Origin of the sequence: Pseudomonas sp. RC10-4-2 (genome assembly GCF_050433085.1) — a bacterium.
In the GTDB taxonomy this organism is placed as follows: Bacteria; Pseudomonadota; Gammaproteobacteria; order Pseudomonadales; family Pseudomonadaceae; genus Pseudomonas; species Pseudomonas aeruginosa.
Window position 1 is genome coordinate 971,991 of the sequence record NZ_JBNPXX010000001.1, and the last position, 15,069, is coordinate 987,059.

Annotated in this window: 15 protein-coding genes and 1 pseudogene; 9 read left to right on the top strand and 7 right to left on the bottom strand. The window is 67.4% G+C overall.

From position 1 onward, the window contains the following. Positions 1–45 precede the first annotated feature (45 nt). The 4 genes and pseudogenes from FHW81_RS04575 (at position 46) to FHW81_RS04590 (ending at position 3,493) form a co-directional block, all read left to right on the top strand. Positions 46–1,162 (top strand): annotated as a pseudogene (locus tag FHW81_RS04575) (AAA family ATPase). Between the two features lie 25 nt (positions 1,163–1,187). Continuing rightward, on the top strand, positions 1,188–2,345 hold the full coding sequence (amiC, locus tag FHW81_RS04580; RefSeq protein ID WP_003117566.1) for an aliphatic amidase expression-regulating protein AmiC: 1,158 nt from the start codon (positions 1,188–1,190) through the stop codon (positions 2,343–2,345). Further along, entirely contained in the window at positions 2,342–2,932 is a 591-nt protein-coding gene (gene amiR / locus FHW81_RS04585; RefSeq protein WP_003098722.1) for a transcriptional antitermination factor AmiR, read from the top strand. Before amiC ends, amiR begins: the two co-directional genes overlap by 4 nt. Positions 2,933–2,974: 42 nt before the next feature. After that, positions 2,975–3,493, top strand: coding sequence for an AmiS/UreI family transporter (locus tag FHW81_RS04590; RefSeq protein ID WP_003098725.1), 519 nt, complete (start codon positions 2,975–2,977; stop codon positions 3,491–3,493). Positions 3,494–3,546: 53 nt separating this feature from the next. Here the strand turns inward: FHW81_RS04590 and lecB are convergent, their stop codons facing one another. Then, entirely contained in the window at positions 3,547–3,894 is a 348-nt protein-coding gene (gene lecB, locus FHW81_RS04595) for a fucose-binding lectin LecB (RefSeq protein WP_003098728.1), read from the bottom strand. A gap of 467 nt (positions 3,895–4,361) precedes the next feature. Here lecB and FHW81_RS04600 point away from each other — a divergent pair, with 467 nt between their 5' ends. Together FHW81_RS04600 and FHW81_RS04605 are read left to right on the top strand one after the other, a co-directional pair. Further along, positions 4,362–5,420, top strand: a complete 1,059-nt coding sequence (locus FHW81_RS04600) for an HlyD family secretion protein (RefSeq protein ID WP_003119629.1) — start codon at positions 4,362–4,364, stop codon at positions 5,418–5,420. Positions 5,421–5,442: 22 nt separating this feature from the next. Then, entirely contained in the window at positions 5,443–6,453 is a 1,011-nt protein-coding gene (locus FHW81_RS04605; protein ID WP_079388106.1) for a DUF2955 domain-containing protein, read from the top strand. Positions 6,454–6,457: 4 nt separating this feature from the next. Here FHW81_RS04605 and FHW81_RS04610 read toward each other — a convergent pair whose 3' ends face one another. Both FHW81_RS04610 and dsdA read right to left on the bottom strand, forming a co-directional pair. Beyond that, positions 6,458–7,336 carry a DMT family transporter gene (locus FHW81_RS04610; RefSeq protein ID WP_003098734.1) on the bottom strand — a complete coding sequence of 293 codons (879 nt, stop codon included), beginning with the start codon at positions 7,334–7,336 and terminating at the stop codon, positions 6,458–6,460. A gap of 56 nt (positions 7,337–7,392) precedes the next feature. Beyond that, positions 7,393–8,739 carry a D-serine ammonia-lyase gene (gene dsdA, locus FHW81_RS04615; protein WP_003098735.1) on the bottom strand — a complete coding sequence of 449 codons (1,347 nt, stop codon included), beginning with the start codon at positions 8,737–8,739 and terminating at the stop codon, positions 7,393–7,395. A gap of 325 nt (positions 8,740–9,064) precedes the next feature. On the opposite strand from dsdA, the gene FHW81_RS04620 reads away from it, so the two are divergent. The 3 genes from FHW81_RS04620 to FHW81_RS04630 all read left to right on the top strand — a co-directional run bounded on the left by FHW81_RS04620 (position 9,065) and on the right by FHW81_RS04630 (position 12,447). After that, complete coding sequence (locus tag FHW81_RS04620) at positions 9,065–10,306, top strand: glutamine synthetase family protein (protein ID WP_079388107.1); 1,242 nt, start codon at positions 9,065–9,067, stop codon at positions 10,304–10,306. Positions 10,307–10,489: 183 nt separating this feature from the next. Next, entirely contained in the window at positions 10,490–11,794 is a 1,305-nt protein-coding gene (locus tag FHW81_RS04625) for an MFS transporter (RefSeq protein ID WP_003098737.1), read from the top strand. A 41-nt stretch (positions 11,795–11,835) separates the two neighbouring features. After that, on the top strand, positions 11,836–12,447 hold the full coding sequence (locus FHW81_RS04630) for a TIGR04282 family arsenosugar biosynthesis glycosyltransferase (RefSeq protein WP_003113134.1): 612 nt from the start codon (positions 11,836–11,838) through the stop codon (positions 12,445–12,447). A gap of 3 nt (positions 12,448–12,450) precedes the next feature. Here FHW81_RS04630 and flgZ read toward each other — a convergent pair whose 3' ends face one another. The 4 genes from flgZ to flgA form a co-directional block, all read right to left on the bottom strand. After that, on the bottom strand, positions 12,451–13,242 hold the full coding sequence (gene flgZ / locus FHW81_RS04635; protein WP_003119635.1) for a flagellar brake protein FlgZ: 792 nt from the start codon (positions 13,240–13,242) through the stop codon (positions 12,451–12,453). Positions 13,243–13,270: 28 nt separating this feature from the next. Next, positions 13,271–13,741 carry a flagella synthesis protein FlgN gene (locus FHW81_RS04640; RefSeq protein ID WP_003091733.1) on the bottom strand — a complete coding sequence of 157 codons (471 nt, stop codon included), beginning with the start codon at positions 13,739–13,741 and terminating at the stop codon, positions 13,271–13,273. Positions 13,742–13,795: 54 nt separating this feature from the next. After that, entirely contained in the window at positions 13,796–14,119 is a 324-nt protein-coding gene (gene flgM / locus FHW81_RS04645) for a flagellar biosynthesis anti-sigma factor FlgM (RefSeq protein WP_003098742.1), read from the bottom strand. A gap of 144 nt (positions 14,120–14,263) precedes the next feature. Then, positions 14,264–14,962, bottom strand: coding sequence for a flagellar basal body P-ring formation chaperone FlgA (gene flgA / locus FHW81_RS04650; protein WP_003098745.1), 699 nt, complete (start codon positions 14,960–14,962; stop codon positions 14,264–14,266). Between the last annotated feature and the right edge of the window lie 107 nt (positions 14,963–15,069).

The following is a 15,069-nucleotide window of genomic DNA, read 5'->3' on the forward strand; positions in this document are numbered from 1 at the left end:
ACGCCGTCTCCGCCATTTCCCCCTGTGGCAGAAGGAGTTTCATCCATGCCTTTTCTGAGCGACATGCTCGACCAGTCCCGCCGGCAGCAGGACGAGGAACAGGCCCTGGCGCGGGAGAATCTTGCCGAGGCAAGTCTGCTCCAGGCCCACCTGAGTCACCGCAGCGCCCTGCACAGCCGTTTCCGTTTCGACCCGGCGGCGGTGATGGACTGCCTGCGCGCCGAGGTGCTCGGCCAGGAACCGGCGCTACAGGCCGTCGAGGACATGCTCAAGGTGGTTCGCGCGGACATCGCCGACCCGCGCCGTCCGCTGTTCAGCGCGCTGTTCCTCGGCCCCACCGGGGTCGGCAAGACCGAGATCGTGCGCGCCCTGGCCAGGGCCCTGCACGGCGACGCCGAGGGGTTCTGCCGGGTGGACATGAACACCCTGTCCCAGGAGCACTATGCCGCCGCCCTCACCGGTGCGCCGCCGGGCTACGTCGGGGCGAAGGAGGGCACCACCCTGTTGGAGCAGGACAAGCTGGACGGCAGTCCCGGGCGCCCCGGCATCGTTCTCTTCGACGAGCTGGAAAAGGCCAGCCCGGAAGTGGTCCATGCGTTGCTCAACGTACTCGACAACGGCCTGCTGCGGGTCGCTTCCGGCGAACGCACCTACCATTTCCGCAATACCCATGGTGTTCATGACCAGCAATCTCTGCGCCCATGAGATCCAGCGCTACGACGAGCGTCGCCAGCGCCTGCCCTGGCGCCTGCTGCCGGTCGGCGGCGAGCGCCGGCGGCGGGACATCGACGGGATGGTCCGGGCCCGGCTGCTGAAGACTTTCTCGCCGGAGTTCGTCAATCGTCTCGATAGCGTGGTCACCTTCAACTGGATCGAACGCGACGTCGTCGCGCGCCTGGTCGAGCTGGAGGTGCAGCGGCTCAACCGGCGCCTGGAGAAGCATCGCTGCCGCCTGGAGGCGACCCCGGAGGTGCTGGCGAAGATCGCCCGCGCCGGCTTCGACCGGCAGTTCGGCGCCCGTGCGTTGCGCCGCAGCGTCCGTCATCATCTCGAGGTACCGCTGGCCGAGCATCTGCTCGACCACCACCAGCCGGGCGACGGGAACTGCACGACCTACCTGGCGAGCCTGGAGCACGAGCGGGTTCGCTTCGTGCGGCGCTGAGCGACAGTCACAGGAGAGGAAACGGATGGGATCGCACCAGGAGCGGCCGCTGATCGGCCTGCTGTTCTCCGAAACCGGCGTCACCGCCGATATCGAGCGCTCGCAGCGCTATGGCGCATTGCTTGCGGTCGAGCAACTGAACCGCGAGGGCGGCGTCGGCGGTCGCCCGATCGAAACGCTGTCCCAGGACCCCGGCGGCGACCCGGACCGCTATCGGCTGTGCGCCGAGGACTTCATTCGCAACCGGGGGGTACGGTTCCTCGTGGGTTGCTACATGTCGCACACGCGCAAGGCGGTGATGCCGGTGGTCGAGCGCGCCGACGCGCTGCTCTGCTACCCGACCCCCTACGAGGGCTTCGAGTATTCGCCGAACATCGTCTACGGCGGTCCGGCGCCGAACCAGAACAGTGCGCCGCTGGCGGCGTACCTGATTCGCCACTACGGCGAGCGGGTGGTGTTCATCGGCTCGGACTACATCTATCCGCGGGAAAGCAACCATGTGATGCGCCACCTGTACCGCCAGCACGGCGGCACGGTGCTCGAGGAAATCTACATTCCGCTGTATCCCTCCGACGACGACGTGCAGCGCGCCGTCGAGCGCATCTACCAGGCGCGCGCCGACGTGGTCTTCTCCACCGTGGTGGGCACCGGCACCGCCGAGCTGTATCGCGCCATCGCCCGTCGCTACGGCGACGGCAGGCGGCCGCCGATCGCCAGCCTGACCACCAGCGAGGCGGAGGTGGCGAAGATGGAGAGCGACGTGGCAGAGGGGCAGGTGGTGGTCGCGCCTTACTTCTCCAGCATCGATACGCCCGCCAGCCGAGCCTTCGTCCAGGCCTGCCATGGTTTCTTCCCGGAGAACGCGACCATCACTGCCTGGGCCGAGGCGGCCTACTGGCAGACCTTGTTGCTCGGCCGCGCCGCGCAGGCCGCAGGCAGCTGGCGGGTGGAAGACGTGCAGCGGCACCTGTACGACATCGACATCGACGCGCCCCAGGGGCCGGTCCGGGTGGAGCGCCAGAACAACCACAGCCGCCTGTCTTCGCGCATCGCGGAAATCGATGCGCGCGGCGTGTTCCAGGTCCGCTGGCAGTCGCCCGAACCGATTCGCCCCGATCCTTATGTCGTCGTGCATAACCTCGACGACTGGTCCGCCAGCATGGGCGGGGGAGCGCTCCCATGAGCGCCAACTCGCTGCTCGGCAGCCTGCGCGAGTTGCAGGTGCTGGTACTCAACCCGCCGGGAGAGGTCAGCGACGCCCTGGTCTTGCAGCTGATCCGCATCGGTTGTTCGGTGCGCCAGTGCTGGCCGCCGCCGGAAGCTTTCGACGTGCCGGTGGACGTGGTCTTCACCAGCATTTTCCAGAATCGCCACCACGACGAGATCGCTGCGCTGCTCGCCGCCGGAACTCCGCGCACTACCCTGGTGGCGCTGGTGGAGTACGAAAGCCCCGCGGTGCTCTCGCAGATCATCGAGCTGGAGTGCCACGGCGTGATCACCCAGCCGCTCGACGCCCACCGGGTGCTGCCTGTGCTGGTATCGGCGCGGCGCATCAGCGAGGAAATGGCGAAGCTGAAGCAGAAGACCGAGCAGCTTCAGGAACGCATCGCCGGCCAGGCCCGGATCAACCAGGCCAAGGCGTTGCTGATGCAGCGCCATGGCTGGGACGAGCGCGAGGCGCACCAGTACCTGTCGCGGGAAGCGATGAAGCGGCGCGAGCCGATCCTGAAGATCGCTCAGGAGTTGCTGGGAAACGAGCCGTCCGCCTGAGCGATCCGGGCCGACCAGAACAATAACAAGAGGGGTATCGTCATGATGCTGGGACTGGTTCTGCTGTACGTTGGCGCGGTGCTGTTTCTCAATGCCGTCTGGTTGCTGGGCAAGATCAGTGGTCGGGAGGTGGCGGTGATCAACTTCCTGGTCGGCGTGCTGAGCGCCTGCGTCGCGTTCTACCTGATCTTTTCCGCAGCAGCCGGGCAGGGCTCGCTGAAGGCCGGAGCGCTAACCCTGCTATTCGCTTTTACCTATCTGTGGGTGGCCGCCAACCAGTTCCTCGAGGTGGACGGCAAGGGCCTCGGCTGGTTCTGCCTGTTCGTCAGCCTCACCGCCTGCACCGTGGCGATCGAGTCGTTCGCCGGCGCCAGTGGTCCGTTCGGCCTGTGGAACGCGGTCAACTGGACAGTCTGGGCGTTGCTCTGGTTCTGTTTCTTCCTGCTGCTGGGGCTGTCCCGCAGCATCCAGAAGCCGGTGGCCTACCTGACCCTGGCCAGCGCCATATTCACCGCCTGGTTGCCCGGCCTGCTGCTGCTCGGGCAGGTGCTCAAGGCATAGCAGGAAGTCGGAAAGGGATGGCGGCTTGCCGCCATCCCGTCCCTTCCGAACTCCTAGCCGAGCGGCCAGTTGATCACCACGACGGCGTCGTTGTAGTCGTTGTCGGTGCCGTCTTCAGAGCCGACCAGGGCGAAGTTCAGCTCGTTGGTCAGGATTACCTGTGCCGAGACCAGATCCGAGGGGCGGCCGTTGACGCTGACCTGGACCTGTACCTTGCCACTGCTGCCGGAGTTGAGCACCTGGGTGCCGATGACGGCGTTATTGGTGCTTTGCCCGCTGAAGGTCGCGGCCGTCTCGTTGTTGACCAGCACGTTCACCGTCTGGGTTCCGGACGAGTTGGCGAAGGCGGTGACGCCGAACCGGGTGTTGGCGGGAAGGGTGAACACTCCTTGTGTTGCCATGGTGTATCTCCACTGAATACCTGGCCTGCCTTTTCAGGCAGCCGTCTGGCGCGCGGTATGGCGTGTCGGGAGAAAACCGCAGTCCTTGGCGGCAGGCGATGCGCAGGCAGGAAGGACGCATCGTTCAGCCAATCTACGCCTTCGACCGGGCGCGACCACTGCTAGAGTTCGCAGGAGGGCTACAGGGGTGTCCTGGCACTGGCGATGCATGGCCCGGTGCCGGACTGCGGCAGCGGCCTGCCGTGCCGGCTCGTTCGATTGTTACGCTGTCTGTAACGATCTATTGCCGATGCCGGCAGGCCAGGGGCGATTGTCTCGAAATATACTGCGTCACCTGGTCGCCGCAGCGGCGACGGCTACCCACTGGCCGTCGTCCGGGTCGCCGGTTCCATCCCGGCCGCGCCAACCCCCGCATTCAGGCCCCGCTGCGGCGACTGCATTCCCGCTGGATTCGAGGCTCGTACCCTATGACTCCCGATCAACGATTTGCCCGTTGGGTTCAAGTCGCTATCGCGGTATTCGTGTTGCTGTTCGTCTACTTCCTGGTCGCCGACCTGTGGATGCCGCTCACCCCGCAGGCCCAGTTGACCCGGCCGGTGGTGCGCGTCGCGCCGCGTGTCAGCGGTCAGGTCGCCGAGGTGCTGGTGTCCAACAACGGCCACGTGCAGCCCGGCGAAGTATTGTTCCGCCTCGATCCCGAGCCTTTCCGACTGGCCGTGCGCCAGGCCGAACTGGCACTGGAGGAAGCCGAGCGCACCAACCGCGAGCTGGATGCCGCCATCGCCTCGGCCAAGGCCGACCTCCTGGCCGCGCGCAGCAGCGCCGGCGAGCTGGACAGCGAGGCGCGCCGCACCGCCCAACTGGTGCAGCGCCACCATGTGTCGCAGCAGATGCACGAGCAGGTCAGCGCCCAGGCCCAGGCCGCCCGTGCCCGGGTCGCCGCGGCCCAGGCGCGGATCGGCGAGCTGACCGCGCGACGCGGCACGGCCGGCGAGGACAACCTGCGCCTGCGCCAGGCGCGCAATGCCCTGGCCCAGGCTCGTCTGCAACTGCAATACAGCAGCGTCCGGGCCGACCGCGCCGGGACCCTGAGCAACCTGCAACTGACCCCGGGCACCTACGTTCCGGCCGGAACGCCGGTGGCGGCGCTGGTGGACGACCGTATCGACATCGTCGCCGACTTCCGCGAGAAATCGCTGCGCTACGTGCGCCCTGGCGACCGTGCGGCGGTGGTGTTCGACGCGCGTCCCGGCGAAGTGTTCGGCGCGCGGGTGGCGGCCATCGACGCCGGGGTCAAGGAGGGCCAGCTGGACGCCAACGGCGACCTCGCCGCGCCGGTCACCTCCGACCGCTGGGTTCGCGACGCCCAGCGCCAGCGCCTGCACGTGGTGCTCGACGAACTTCCCGAAGGCCTGCTGCCCACCGGTGCCAAGGCCACCGTGCAGCTCTATCCCGGCGACGGCCTGAGCCATCTGCTCGGTCGCGCGCAGATCGTCGCCATCAGCCTGCTGCACTACGTCTACTGACGCCATGCCGGCCAAGCTCGCGATGTCCGCCAACGACCTGCGTCAGTGCCTGCGCATCGCCGGCGGCGCCACCCTGGGGTTCTTCGTCTGCAAGCTGATGAACTGGGACTACGGCTCGTTCTTCGGCGTCTACCCGATGCTGCTGCTCGGCCTGACGCCGGTGATCAACCTGCACATCGTCCGCCAGTTCCTCGCCAACTCGGTGGTGATCAGCGTCGAGGTACTGGTGCTGTACGGGTTGTTCGGCGACCGGCCGCTGCTGATGACGCCTATCGTCTTCGGCCTCTTCGTCTACCGCTTCGCCCTGATGGCGCGCGGCCCGCTGTTCTTCTTCGGCGCACTGAGTTCGGTGTTCCTCTCGATGCTGCTGCACTTTGCCAGCTATCCGGACGTCGATCTGTTCGACATGCTCGCCAGCAACATGGTCGCCACCTGGCTGACGGTGGCCATCGCCGTGCTGATGTTCTACCTGTTCCCCGACGTCGAACCGCGGTCGCCGCGCCAGGCGCCGGCCAAGGACGCCCCCAGCCGGCGCCACGAGACGCTGCTCGGGGCCACGGTGGCGACCTTGTCCTTCGTGGTCTTCCAGACCTTCGACCTGAAGGACTCGCTGTCGGCGCAGATCGCCTCGATCCTGGTGTTGTTTCCCATGCACTGGAAGGGCGTGCACTTCGCCGGGCGCATCCGCGCCCTCGGTACGCTGCTCGGCTGTGCGCTGGCGGTGGGCTTGCAGGTGCTGCTCTACGATCACTACGACATCCTGCCCTTCGTCGCCCTGTTGCTGTGGATCTCGACGATGTTCTGCGCGCGCATCCACATGCTGGAGAACGGCGTACCGGGGATCGGTTTCGGCGCGCTGACCACCCTGGCGATCGTCCTCGGCCAGTACCTGACGCCAACCCACGACATGATGTACAGCGTGCTCTACCGATTTACCTCGGTGTGCTTCGCGGTGCTGATCACGTTGATGACGGTGCTGGTGATCCACCTGTTCCTCAACCGCTTCGCCGCCACCCGGCACTACAGCCACTGAGGCCTCAGGCGCGCCGGCCCGGCCAGTTGACCAGCGCGACGCCGAGCATCACCAGCAGCATGCCGCCGATCGCCGCCGGCGCCAGGCGCTCGTCGAACAGCAGCCAGGAGGCCAGCGCGGTCACTGGCGGCACCAGGTAGAACAGGCTCGCCACCTTCGACGCGGCGCCATGCCGGATCAGCGTGTAGAGCAGGCCGACGGCGCCGAACGAGAGTCCCAGCACCAGCCAGCCGAGGGTCAGCACGAACGGCGTGCTCCACTGCACCTCGCGGCTTTCGAAAAGCAGGGCGGCGAGGCCGAGCAGGGCGCCGCTGGCCAGGTACTGGACGACGCCGCCGGTGCGCAGGTCCATGCCGCCGCAGAAGCGCTTCTGGTACAGCGTGCCGCAGGTGATCGCCGCCAGTGCCACCAGCACCGCGGCCCAGGCCAGGCCGTCGGCGCCACCGTGGATGCGGCCGAGTACCACCAGGGCTACGCCAGCCAGGCCGAGCGCCAGTCCCAGCCATTGCCGGCGGCTGACCTGCTCGCCGAGCCAGATGCCGGCCAGGGCCGCGGTAGCCAGCGGTTGCAGGCCGACCAACAGGGAGGTCAGGCCGGCCGACATGCCGTGCTCGATGGCGAGGAACACCCCGCCCAGGTACAGGCCATGGACCAGCAGGCCGGCGACCGCGACATGCCCGGCCAGCCGTGCCGAGCCCGGCCAGGGCGCACCGCTGAGCAGGGCGAAGGCGGCCAGCAGGGCGGCCGCGAGGAGCAGGCGGATGGCCAGGAAGGTGAAGGGCTCGGCGTACGGCAGGCCGAACTTGGCGCCGAGGAATCCAGTGCTCCAGAGCAGCACGAAGAGCAGCGGCATGCCGCTGCCGAGCCAGGCGGGTGTGCGCATGCAAGGTCCTCGTCGGGAGGTGGCGGGACGGTCGTGGCGCCCCGCGCGTGTCGGTGTCAGTCCAGCAGCGAGCGGCCTCGCTCCAGGTAGGCGCGCATTTCCGTCTCGGGCACCATGCCGCCGCCGGTGGCCCAGACCAGGTGGGTGGCATTGGCCAGGCGCGCCGAGGTCAGCCCCATGCGTTCGCGATAGCCCTGCGGCTCACGGGTGACCCGGGCGATGCCCGGCGCGCCGGCCAGGGCCGAGGGTTCCAGGCGGATGCCCTGGCTGCGCTCGAGCAAGGCGAGCAGGCGGAACAACTCGTCGTCGTCCACCGTGTAGTAGCCGTCGAGCAGGCGCTGCATGGCGCGGCCGACGAAGCCCGACGGACGCCCCACCGCCAGGCCATCGGCGGCGGTGCGGTTGTCGATGCCGAAGTCCTGCACCGAAACCTGCTCGTGGCGGCCGGTATAGACGCCGAGGAACATGCAGGGCGAATGGGTCGGCTCGGCGAACAGGCAGTGCACCGCGTCGCCGAACGCCAGCTTGAGGCCGAAGGCCACCCCGCCGGGACCGCCGCCGACCCCGCAGGGCAGATGGACGAACAGCGGGTGCTCGCTGTCGACGCGGATGCCGGCGGCGTCCAACTGGCCGCGCAGTCGCTCGGCGGCAACGGCGTAGCCGAGGAACAGGTCGCGGGAGTTTTCGTCGTCGACGAAATGGGTGTAGGGATCGCCGGCCGCTTCGCGGCGGCCCTGTTCCACCGCGACACTGTAGTCGGAGGCGTACTCCACCACCGTCACGCCGTGGGCGCGCAGCTTGTCCTTCTTCCACTGGCGGGCGTCGGCGGACATGTGCACGCTGGCCTGGAAGCCCAGCGCGGCGCCGATGATGCCGATGGAAAGGCCCAGGTTGCCGGTGGAGCCCACCGCTATCCGGTGGCGGGCGAAGAATGCCCGGCAATCCGCCTCGGCCAGCCGCGAGTAGTCGTCGTCGAGGCCGACCAGGCCGTGCTCCAGGGCCAGGCGCTCGGCATGGGCGAGCACTTCATAGATGCCGCCGCGGGCCTTGATCGAGCCGGAGATCGGCAGGTGGCTATCGCGTTTCAGCCAGAGCCGGCCGGGCAGTTCGGCGGCGTAATGCTGGCGCAGGGCATCGTGGAAGGTGGCGACCTCGACCAGGTCGGACTCGATGATGCCGCCGCTGGCGGCGGTTTCCGGAAACAGCCGGGCGATCAGCGGGGCGAAGCGCTGCAGGCGGGCGCTGGCGTCGGCCACGTCGGCGGCGCCGAGGCCGACGTCGGCCAGGGCTTCGGCGCTCGGCGCGATGGCCGGGTTGAACCACTCGCTCGGGCGCAGGGCGATGAGGTCGGCCAGGCGCGGGAATTCGGCGAGCCAGTCGGCCTTGGATGTTCCGAGAATCAACGGCAGTACTCCTGTGGCGGGTAGGGCGGCGAAGGCACAGAGGATATACGCCTGGCCGGCGTTTTTCCTCGTACCCGGCAGGCAAGGCAGAACGCCTCTGCGGCGAAAGGCTTTGCACACGCGAGAATGTGCCGCATGCTTGATATCTTGAACAAGCGATGCGTATTTTGTACGCGGCCGCCGCCCGGTGCGGCATCCGCGATACCAACAAGGATAAGAAGTCATGACTATCGAAGGCCAAGGCTCACTCGCCGAACGGCTGGCTGGAGTTGAAGAAATCGAATGCGTCACCCCCGACCTCAACGGGGTGCCGCGCGGCAAGGTGATGACCGGCGAGGGCTTCCTCAGCGGCCGGCGCCTGCAGCTCGCCCGTGGCGTGCTGCTGCAATGCATCATGGGCGGCTACCCGCCGGCGCGCTTCTATGGCAGCGACGATGGCGACCTGGCGCTGGTCGCCGAGCCGACCCAGGTCCATCGCCTGCCCTGGAGCAACACTCCGCGCGCCTTCGCCATCTGCGATGCGCAGGAACTGGATGGCACGCCGTCCGGGCTGTCCACCCGCGGCCTGCTCAAGCAGGTGGTGGCGCGCTACGCCGCCCACGGCTGGCAACCGGTGGTGGCCACCGAACTGGAGTTCTTCGTCTTCGCCCCGAACACCGATCCCAACGAGCCGTTCCAGGCCCCGCTGGGGCCGGATGGCCGGCGCGAGCTGGGCTATTCGGCCTTCAGCGTGTCTTCCAACAACGGCCTGCGGCCGTTCTTCGAGGACGTCTACCGCTGCATGGATGCGCTGGGCCTGGTGCGCGACACCTTCATGCACGAGATGGGCACCAGCCAGTTCGAGATCAACTTCCTGCATGGCGACCCGGTCCTGCTGGCCGACCAGACCTTCCTGTTCAAGCACCTGCTCAAGGAGGTCGCGCTCAAGCACGGCCTGATCGTGGTGTGCATGGCCAAGCCGCTGGCGAAGACGCCGGGCAGCTCGATGCACATCCACCAGAGCATCGTCGAACTGGACGGTGGGCGAAACATCTTCAGCGAAGCCGATGGCGAGCCTTCCGCCGCGTTCCGCCACTTCATCGGCGGCCAGCAGGCCTGCCTGGCGGACTTCACGCCCTTCTTCGCGCCGCATGTGAACTCCTTCCAGCGCCTCTGCCATCCCTACGCTTCGCCGAACAACGCCTGCTGGTCTCACGACAACCGCGCCGCCGGCCTACGCATCCCGGCCAGCGGAGCCTCCGCGCGGCGCGTCGAGAATCGCCTGCCGGGCGCCGACGCCAACCCTTACCTGGCCATCGCCGCCAGCCTGGCCGCCGGTCTCTACGGCCTGGAGCACGAACTGGAGCCGAGCCCGGCGATCCAGGGTGAGTTCGAGGTACCGGAGGAGTTGACCCTGCCTTGCACCATGTACGACGCCCTGCGGCGCCTGAAAGGCAGCGCGCTGGCGCGCGAACTGTTCGGCAGCGAGTTCGTCGAAGGCTACGTGGCGACCAAGAGCATGGAGCTGATCAGCTTCTTCGACGAGATCAGCCCCTGGGAGCGTCGCGTCCTGGCAGCCCAGGCCTGATCCACCGTGGTACTTTCCTAGCCCTGTGTCACCCCCTGCCGCCTCGCGGCGGCAGGGTCGTGGTGTCGGGTGCCGGCTTCGGCATCCCGCGTCCTGTCCCGGGGCCTCCCCGGGACTCCAACGCTGTGCGAGCCGGCCAGTCCGCGAGCGGCGCCGGCTCCCTTGTACGGGACCGGAGGTCCGATGCGGCGGATTTTCTTCTCTTTTCGCGCCCTCTATTTCGCTACTCTGCTGATGCTCACCGGCTCCGGCCTGCTCAGCACCTACCTGGCGCTGCGCCTGGCGGCGGACAAGGTCGACGGCCTGTGGGTCGGCGCGCTGATGGCAGCCAACTACTTCGGCCTGGTGCTGGGCGGCAAGGTCGGTCACCGGCTGATCGCCCGGGTCGGCCACATCCGCGCCTACGTCGCCTGCGCCGGGGTGGTCACCGCCGCGGTCCTCGGCCATGGCCTGCTGCCCTGGCTGCCGGCCTGGATCGCCTTGCGCATGGTGATGGGCCTGGGCCTGATGTGCCAGTACATGGTGATCGAGAGCTGGCTCAACGAGCAGGCCGATGCCAGCCAGCGCGGCGCGGTGTTCGGCGGCTACATGGCGGCTTCCTACCTGGGCCTGGTGCTCGGCCAGATGATCCTGGTGGCGCATCCGCAACTGGGGCCGGAGTTGCTGATGCTGGTGGCCTTCTGCTTCGCCCTGTGCCTGGTGCCGCTGGCCCTGACCCACAAGATCCACCCCGCAGCGCTGCGCCCGGCGCCGCTCGAACCACGCTTCTTCATCCGCCGGGTGCCGCAGTCGCTGACCACCGTATTGGTCTCGGGGCTGGTGGTCGGCTCCTTCTATGGCCTGGCGCCGCTGTACGCCAACCAGTTGGGGTTGCCCAACGAGCAGGTCGGCCTGTACATGGGCGCCTGCATCTTCGCCGGGCTGCTGGTGCAGTGGCCGCTCGGCTGGCTGTCCGACCGTCGCGACCGCGCCTGGCTGATCCGCGCCTGCGCCATCCTGCTGTGCCTGTTCGCCTTGCCGCTGGCATTGTTGCAACAGATGCCGCTGGCGTTGCTGCTGGCCCTGGGAATCGCCGCGAGCATGTTGCAGTTCACCCTCTATCCGCTGGCAGTGGCCTTTTCCAACGACCATGTGGAGACCGAGCGACGGGTTTCGCTGACCGCCATGCTGCTGGTGACCTTCGGCGTCGGCGCCTGCATCGGGCCGCTGGCGGCCGGCGCGCTGATGCGGCTGTTTGGCGCTAACATGCTATATGCGTTCGTCAGCGCCTGCGCGCTGATCCTGGTCTGGCGGGTCCATCCGGAGAAGGTCAGCGGCCTGCACCGGGTCGACGACGCGCCGCTGCACCACGTGCCGACCCCGGACAACATGACCAGCTCCCCGCTGGTCGCGGCGCTCGATCCGCGGGTAGACGAACAGGCGGTGCAGGAGCAGATGGTCGATGGCGAGCCCGACGCGCCGCAGGCCGACGGTGCGACGCAGAACTGAACTCCGCTCGCCGCGGGAGCCGATAGGCAGGAGAGGTTGCGATGAGTCCGACGCTTTCCCTTCACCTGATGGTGCGCAACCTGCCGCCCGGGCAGCGGCGGCCGAAGATCGCCCAGGCCATCGGCGAGGAGAGCGCGGGACGCTTGCAGCGGGTATTGCTGGAACGCGCCCTGCGCCTGCCCGATCGCGGTTTCAGCGCCCGCATCCTCTGGTTCGACGACGATCTGGACAGCGATCTGCAGGCGCTGGCGGTGGCATTGGGCTGGAGCCTGATGAGCCAGCCGGCCGGCGACCCCGGCGAGCGCATGCGGCGTATCGCGGCGCTGGGGTTGGCGGAAAGCGAGGCGGTACTGCTGATTCGCCACGACTGCCCGGTGCTGGACGGCGACTACCTGGAAGCGGCCTGCACCGCCCTGGGCCGCCACCAGGCGGTGCTGGGGCCGGTGGAGCGGGGCGGCTACGCGCTGCTCGGCCTGACCCGGGTCGACCCGCTGTTGTTCGAGTCGATGCCCTGGGGCGGAGACCGCCTGCTGGCGCTGACCTGCGAGCGTCTCCGGCAACTGGGCTGGGAGCATCACCTGTTGCCGGCGCTCTGGGACGTCGACCGTCCCGAGGACCTGCCGCGCCTGGCGGCGCTGGGGCTGGTCCTGTGAAACTCAGAACAGTTCGTCTTTCTCGAAGCGCCGCGCTTCGCGCTGTAACTGGTAGACGAAGCGATCCACCTGACGCTGGGCGAGGCCGCTCATCTCGCTGAAGCGGACGCCGGCGAAGGTCGCGTCGAGCTTTTCGTCGAAGCGCACGTGACGCAGTTCGATCGCGCTACTGATCGCGCCCTGTGGCAGCTGGGCGCTGAAGTCTTCGTAGATCTCGCCGGGATGCAGGCGTTCGGCGACATTGCCGGCGAAGCGCAGCTTGGCGCCGGTGGCGGAGATATCCAGCAGTTGTCCGCTCAGCGGCGCGCGGAGTTTTTCCCCGGCGATTTCCGCGGCGATCGGCTGGCTCTGCTTGATGCTGGCGCGGTAGGCGTTGCGGCGCTGGTGGTAGAGCACTTCGGCGGGAAGGGCGGCCCAGTAGCAGGGGACGCCGTCGTGTTCGCCGAACTGCACCGGGCGCTCGCATTCCCAGGCGATACGCACGCCTTCGTGGAAGGCTTCGACGCGAAACGCCTCGCCGTTCTGCAGGAAACGTTCGCCGGTGTTGGGGATGAGTTCGTCCAGCGCGACCATCCCGCGGTCGCGGTCGATGTCCACCAGGAAGCTCTGGAAGCGCTGGTTGCGATCGGCAAAGGTGATCAGCAGGGAGTCGCGGCTATCCTGCAGCAGGCGCAGGTTGGCCTGGATTTCCACGGGGGCCTTGAGCACCTTCGGGGGTTGCGGCCCCGCTTCTTCGACGAACGGGTTGGGCACCTTCAATGCTCTCCTGGGGCACGAATGCCTCAATGATAGCACTGTGCCTTGATACGTGTGCTGGTCGGGTTCAGGCCTGGCTGAGCGGACGTTGCCGGCTGCTCGAGGCGGTGCCGCCGCGGCTGTCGTACAGGCTCGGGGCGTCCTGGCCGCGGAGGATGTTCAGCAGGCTGCCGGTGGAAGCCTGGTTGGCGCGGATGATCCGCCCGTTGCGCAGATTGGCCTGCTGGCAACGCTCCAGCAGTTCGCCCAGTTCGTCGCCGCGCGCCAGCAGCTCGGCGCCATCCGCGCGCTCGCGGGCATAGCGGGCAAGGCCTTCGCGGTCGAGGGAAACGCCGGCTTCGCGGAGGATTTCCGCGCGGGCCCGGCCATTTCGCTCCAGTTGCTGCATCAGTGGCTGCTTGGCCCCGAGAAGCTGTTGCAGAACCGGCAGCTCGCGCCGTTCCAGGGCCTGGAATTCTTCGTCGACCAACTGCAGGAGTTGGCTGGCGTGGCCGATATCCTCGGCGAACAGATCGAGCAGGGTAGGGGAGTCAGGCATCTCGGGCTCGGGAGTTCATTCGGCGTCCAATGTCCTCCAGCGCGTCCTTCGAGGTCAGCGCTGGGATTCGAAGTCGAGCAGCTTGCTGGCAACACGCTCGCTGTCGACCTGATAGGTGCCATCGGCGATCGCTTGCTTGATCCGGGCAACCTTATCGTTGTCGACCACCGGCAGGGTCTGCAGCTGGTCCGTGACTTTCTGCATGTTCTGGGCGGTTTCGCTGATCTGCACCGACTCGCCGCTCTTCGGAGCGGAAGTCGCAGCCTGGCCTGCCTTGTCGGCGCCAGTGGCGTCGGGGCGACCTGCGGCGGTGCTGCCGGTACGGCCGGTGGTGGCTGGCGTGCTGCCGGGATTCAGCCGGTTGAAGTCGATGACCATGGTTGTAAACCTCGAAGGTATTGGACGCTTGCCTAGCTTTTCGGCGAAGGCTTGAAAAACTTTAGGACTTATTTTCGTGCGTCGTTTCCCAGTTTAGAGAAACCCGCCGGGGTAGCGCCAGCGCTACCGGCCACGGCTTTCCCTCTACATATTCACCTCGACCGTGCCGGGTTCTATCACGCGGGCCTTGATTATCCGCTGCGAGCGCAGGTTGCGCACGCGGATCTGCTGGCCCGGGGCGCCATCGGACAGCGCCTCGCCGGGCATCTTGACGTTGATGGTGGCGGTGCGTGCGAGGATCACCACCTGGTCGCCCTTGCGCACGGCCTCGGCCTGCTCGAGGAAGACCGGCGCCAGCACCTGGTCGTTGACCACCGGTCGGCGCAGCTTCTGCCCGACGACGCGGGCCGGATCGGTCAGGTAGCCCTGGGTCAGCAGGCCGACGTCGCGCTCGACCAGGGCGATGTCGGCATCCTCCAGCACGTGCGCGCGCTTGAGTGGCTGCACCGCGACCACTACCTGGCGGAACAGTTTCACCTGCGCCGGCATGAAGATGGTCCAGGGCGCACTGCCTTCGCAACTGATGCGCACGGTGACCCTGCCGATCGGTTGTGCCGGACTTTCCTGGCTGAGCGTCAAGTCCCTGTCGCATTCGGCCAGGCGCAAGCGCGGGTCGACGCGATTGACCTGAATCTGGTAGCGCCCGTCGAGTCCGCTATTCTGCAGATATTCTTCTACCTTGAATTCAAGAAACCCCTGGGTGGAGCCGATAAGTACCTCGGGAGCGGTAAAACCCTGGGCCTGGCTGTTGTTAGCCGCGCACAGGTAGCCGAGCCCGAGCAAAACGGGTAAAAACCGTAGAGAAGTATGGCTACATGCCATTATTCGTCGAAAAACTGTCGTTGCCTGTTTCATGCAACGGGTTAAGCAATGGTCGTGCCGGAGTCCGG

Bases quoted from the DNA above. Each gene is read 5' to 3' on its own strand.
- FHW81_RS04625 (WP_003098737.1), top strand. From the start codon at position 10,490: ATGCGGCGGATTTTCTTCTCTTTTCGCGCCCTCTATTTCGCTACTCTG.
- FHW81_RS04630 (WP_003113134.1), top strand. From the start codon at position 11,836: ATGAGTCCGACGCTTTCCCTTCACCTGATGGTGCGCAACCTGCCGCCC.
- FHW81_RS04605 (WP_079388106.1), top strand. From the start codon at position 5,443: ATGTCCGCCAACGACCTGCGTCAGTGCCTGCGCATCGCCGGCGGCGCC.
- lecB (WP_003098728.1), bottom strand. From the start codon at position 3,894: ATGGCAACACAAGGAGTGTTCACCCTTCCCGCCAACACCCGGTTCGGC.
- FHW81_RS04610 (WP_003098734.1), bottom strand. From the start codon at position 7,336: ATGCGCACACCCGCCTGGCTCGGCAGCGGCATGCCGCTGCTCTTCGTG.
- FHW81_RS04590 (WP_003098725.1), top strand. From the start codon at position 2,975: ATGATGCTGGGACTGGTTCTGCTGTACGTTGGCGCGGTGCTGTTTCTC.
- FHW81_RS04640 (WP_003091733.1), bottom strand. From the start codon at position 13,741: ATGCCTGACTCCCCTACCCTGCTCGATCTGTTCGCCGAGGATATCGGC.
- amiC (WP_003117566.1), top strand. From the start codon at position 1,188: ATGGGATCGCACCAGGAGCGGCCGCTGATCGGCCTGCTGTTCTCCGAA.
- flgM (WP_003098742.1), bottom strand. From the start codon at position 14,119: ATGGTCATCGACTTCAACCGGCTGAATCCCGGCAGCACGCCAGCCACC.
- FHW81_RS04600 (WP_003119629.1), top strand. From the start codon at position 4,362: ATGACTCCCGATCAACGATTTGCCCGTTGGGTTCAAGTCGCTATCGCG.
- amiR (WP_003098722.1), top strand. From the start codon at position 2,342: ATGAGCGCCAACTCGCTGCTCGGCAGCCTGCGCGAGTTGCAGGTGCTG.
- FHW81_RS04620 (WP_079388107.1), top strand. From the start codon at position 9,065: ATGACCGGCGAGGGCTTCCTCAGCGGCCGGCGCCTGCAGCTCGCCCGT.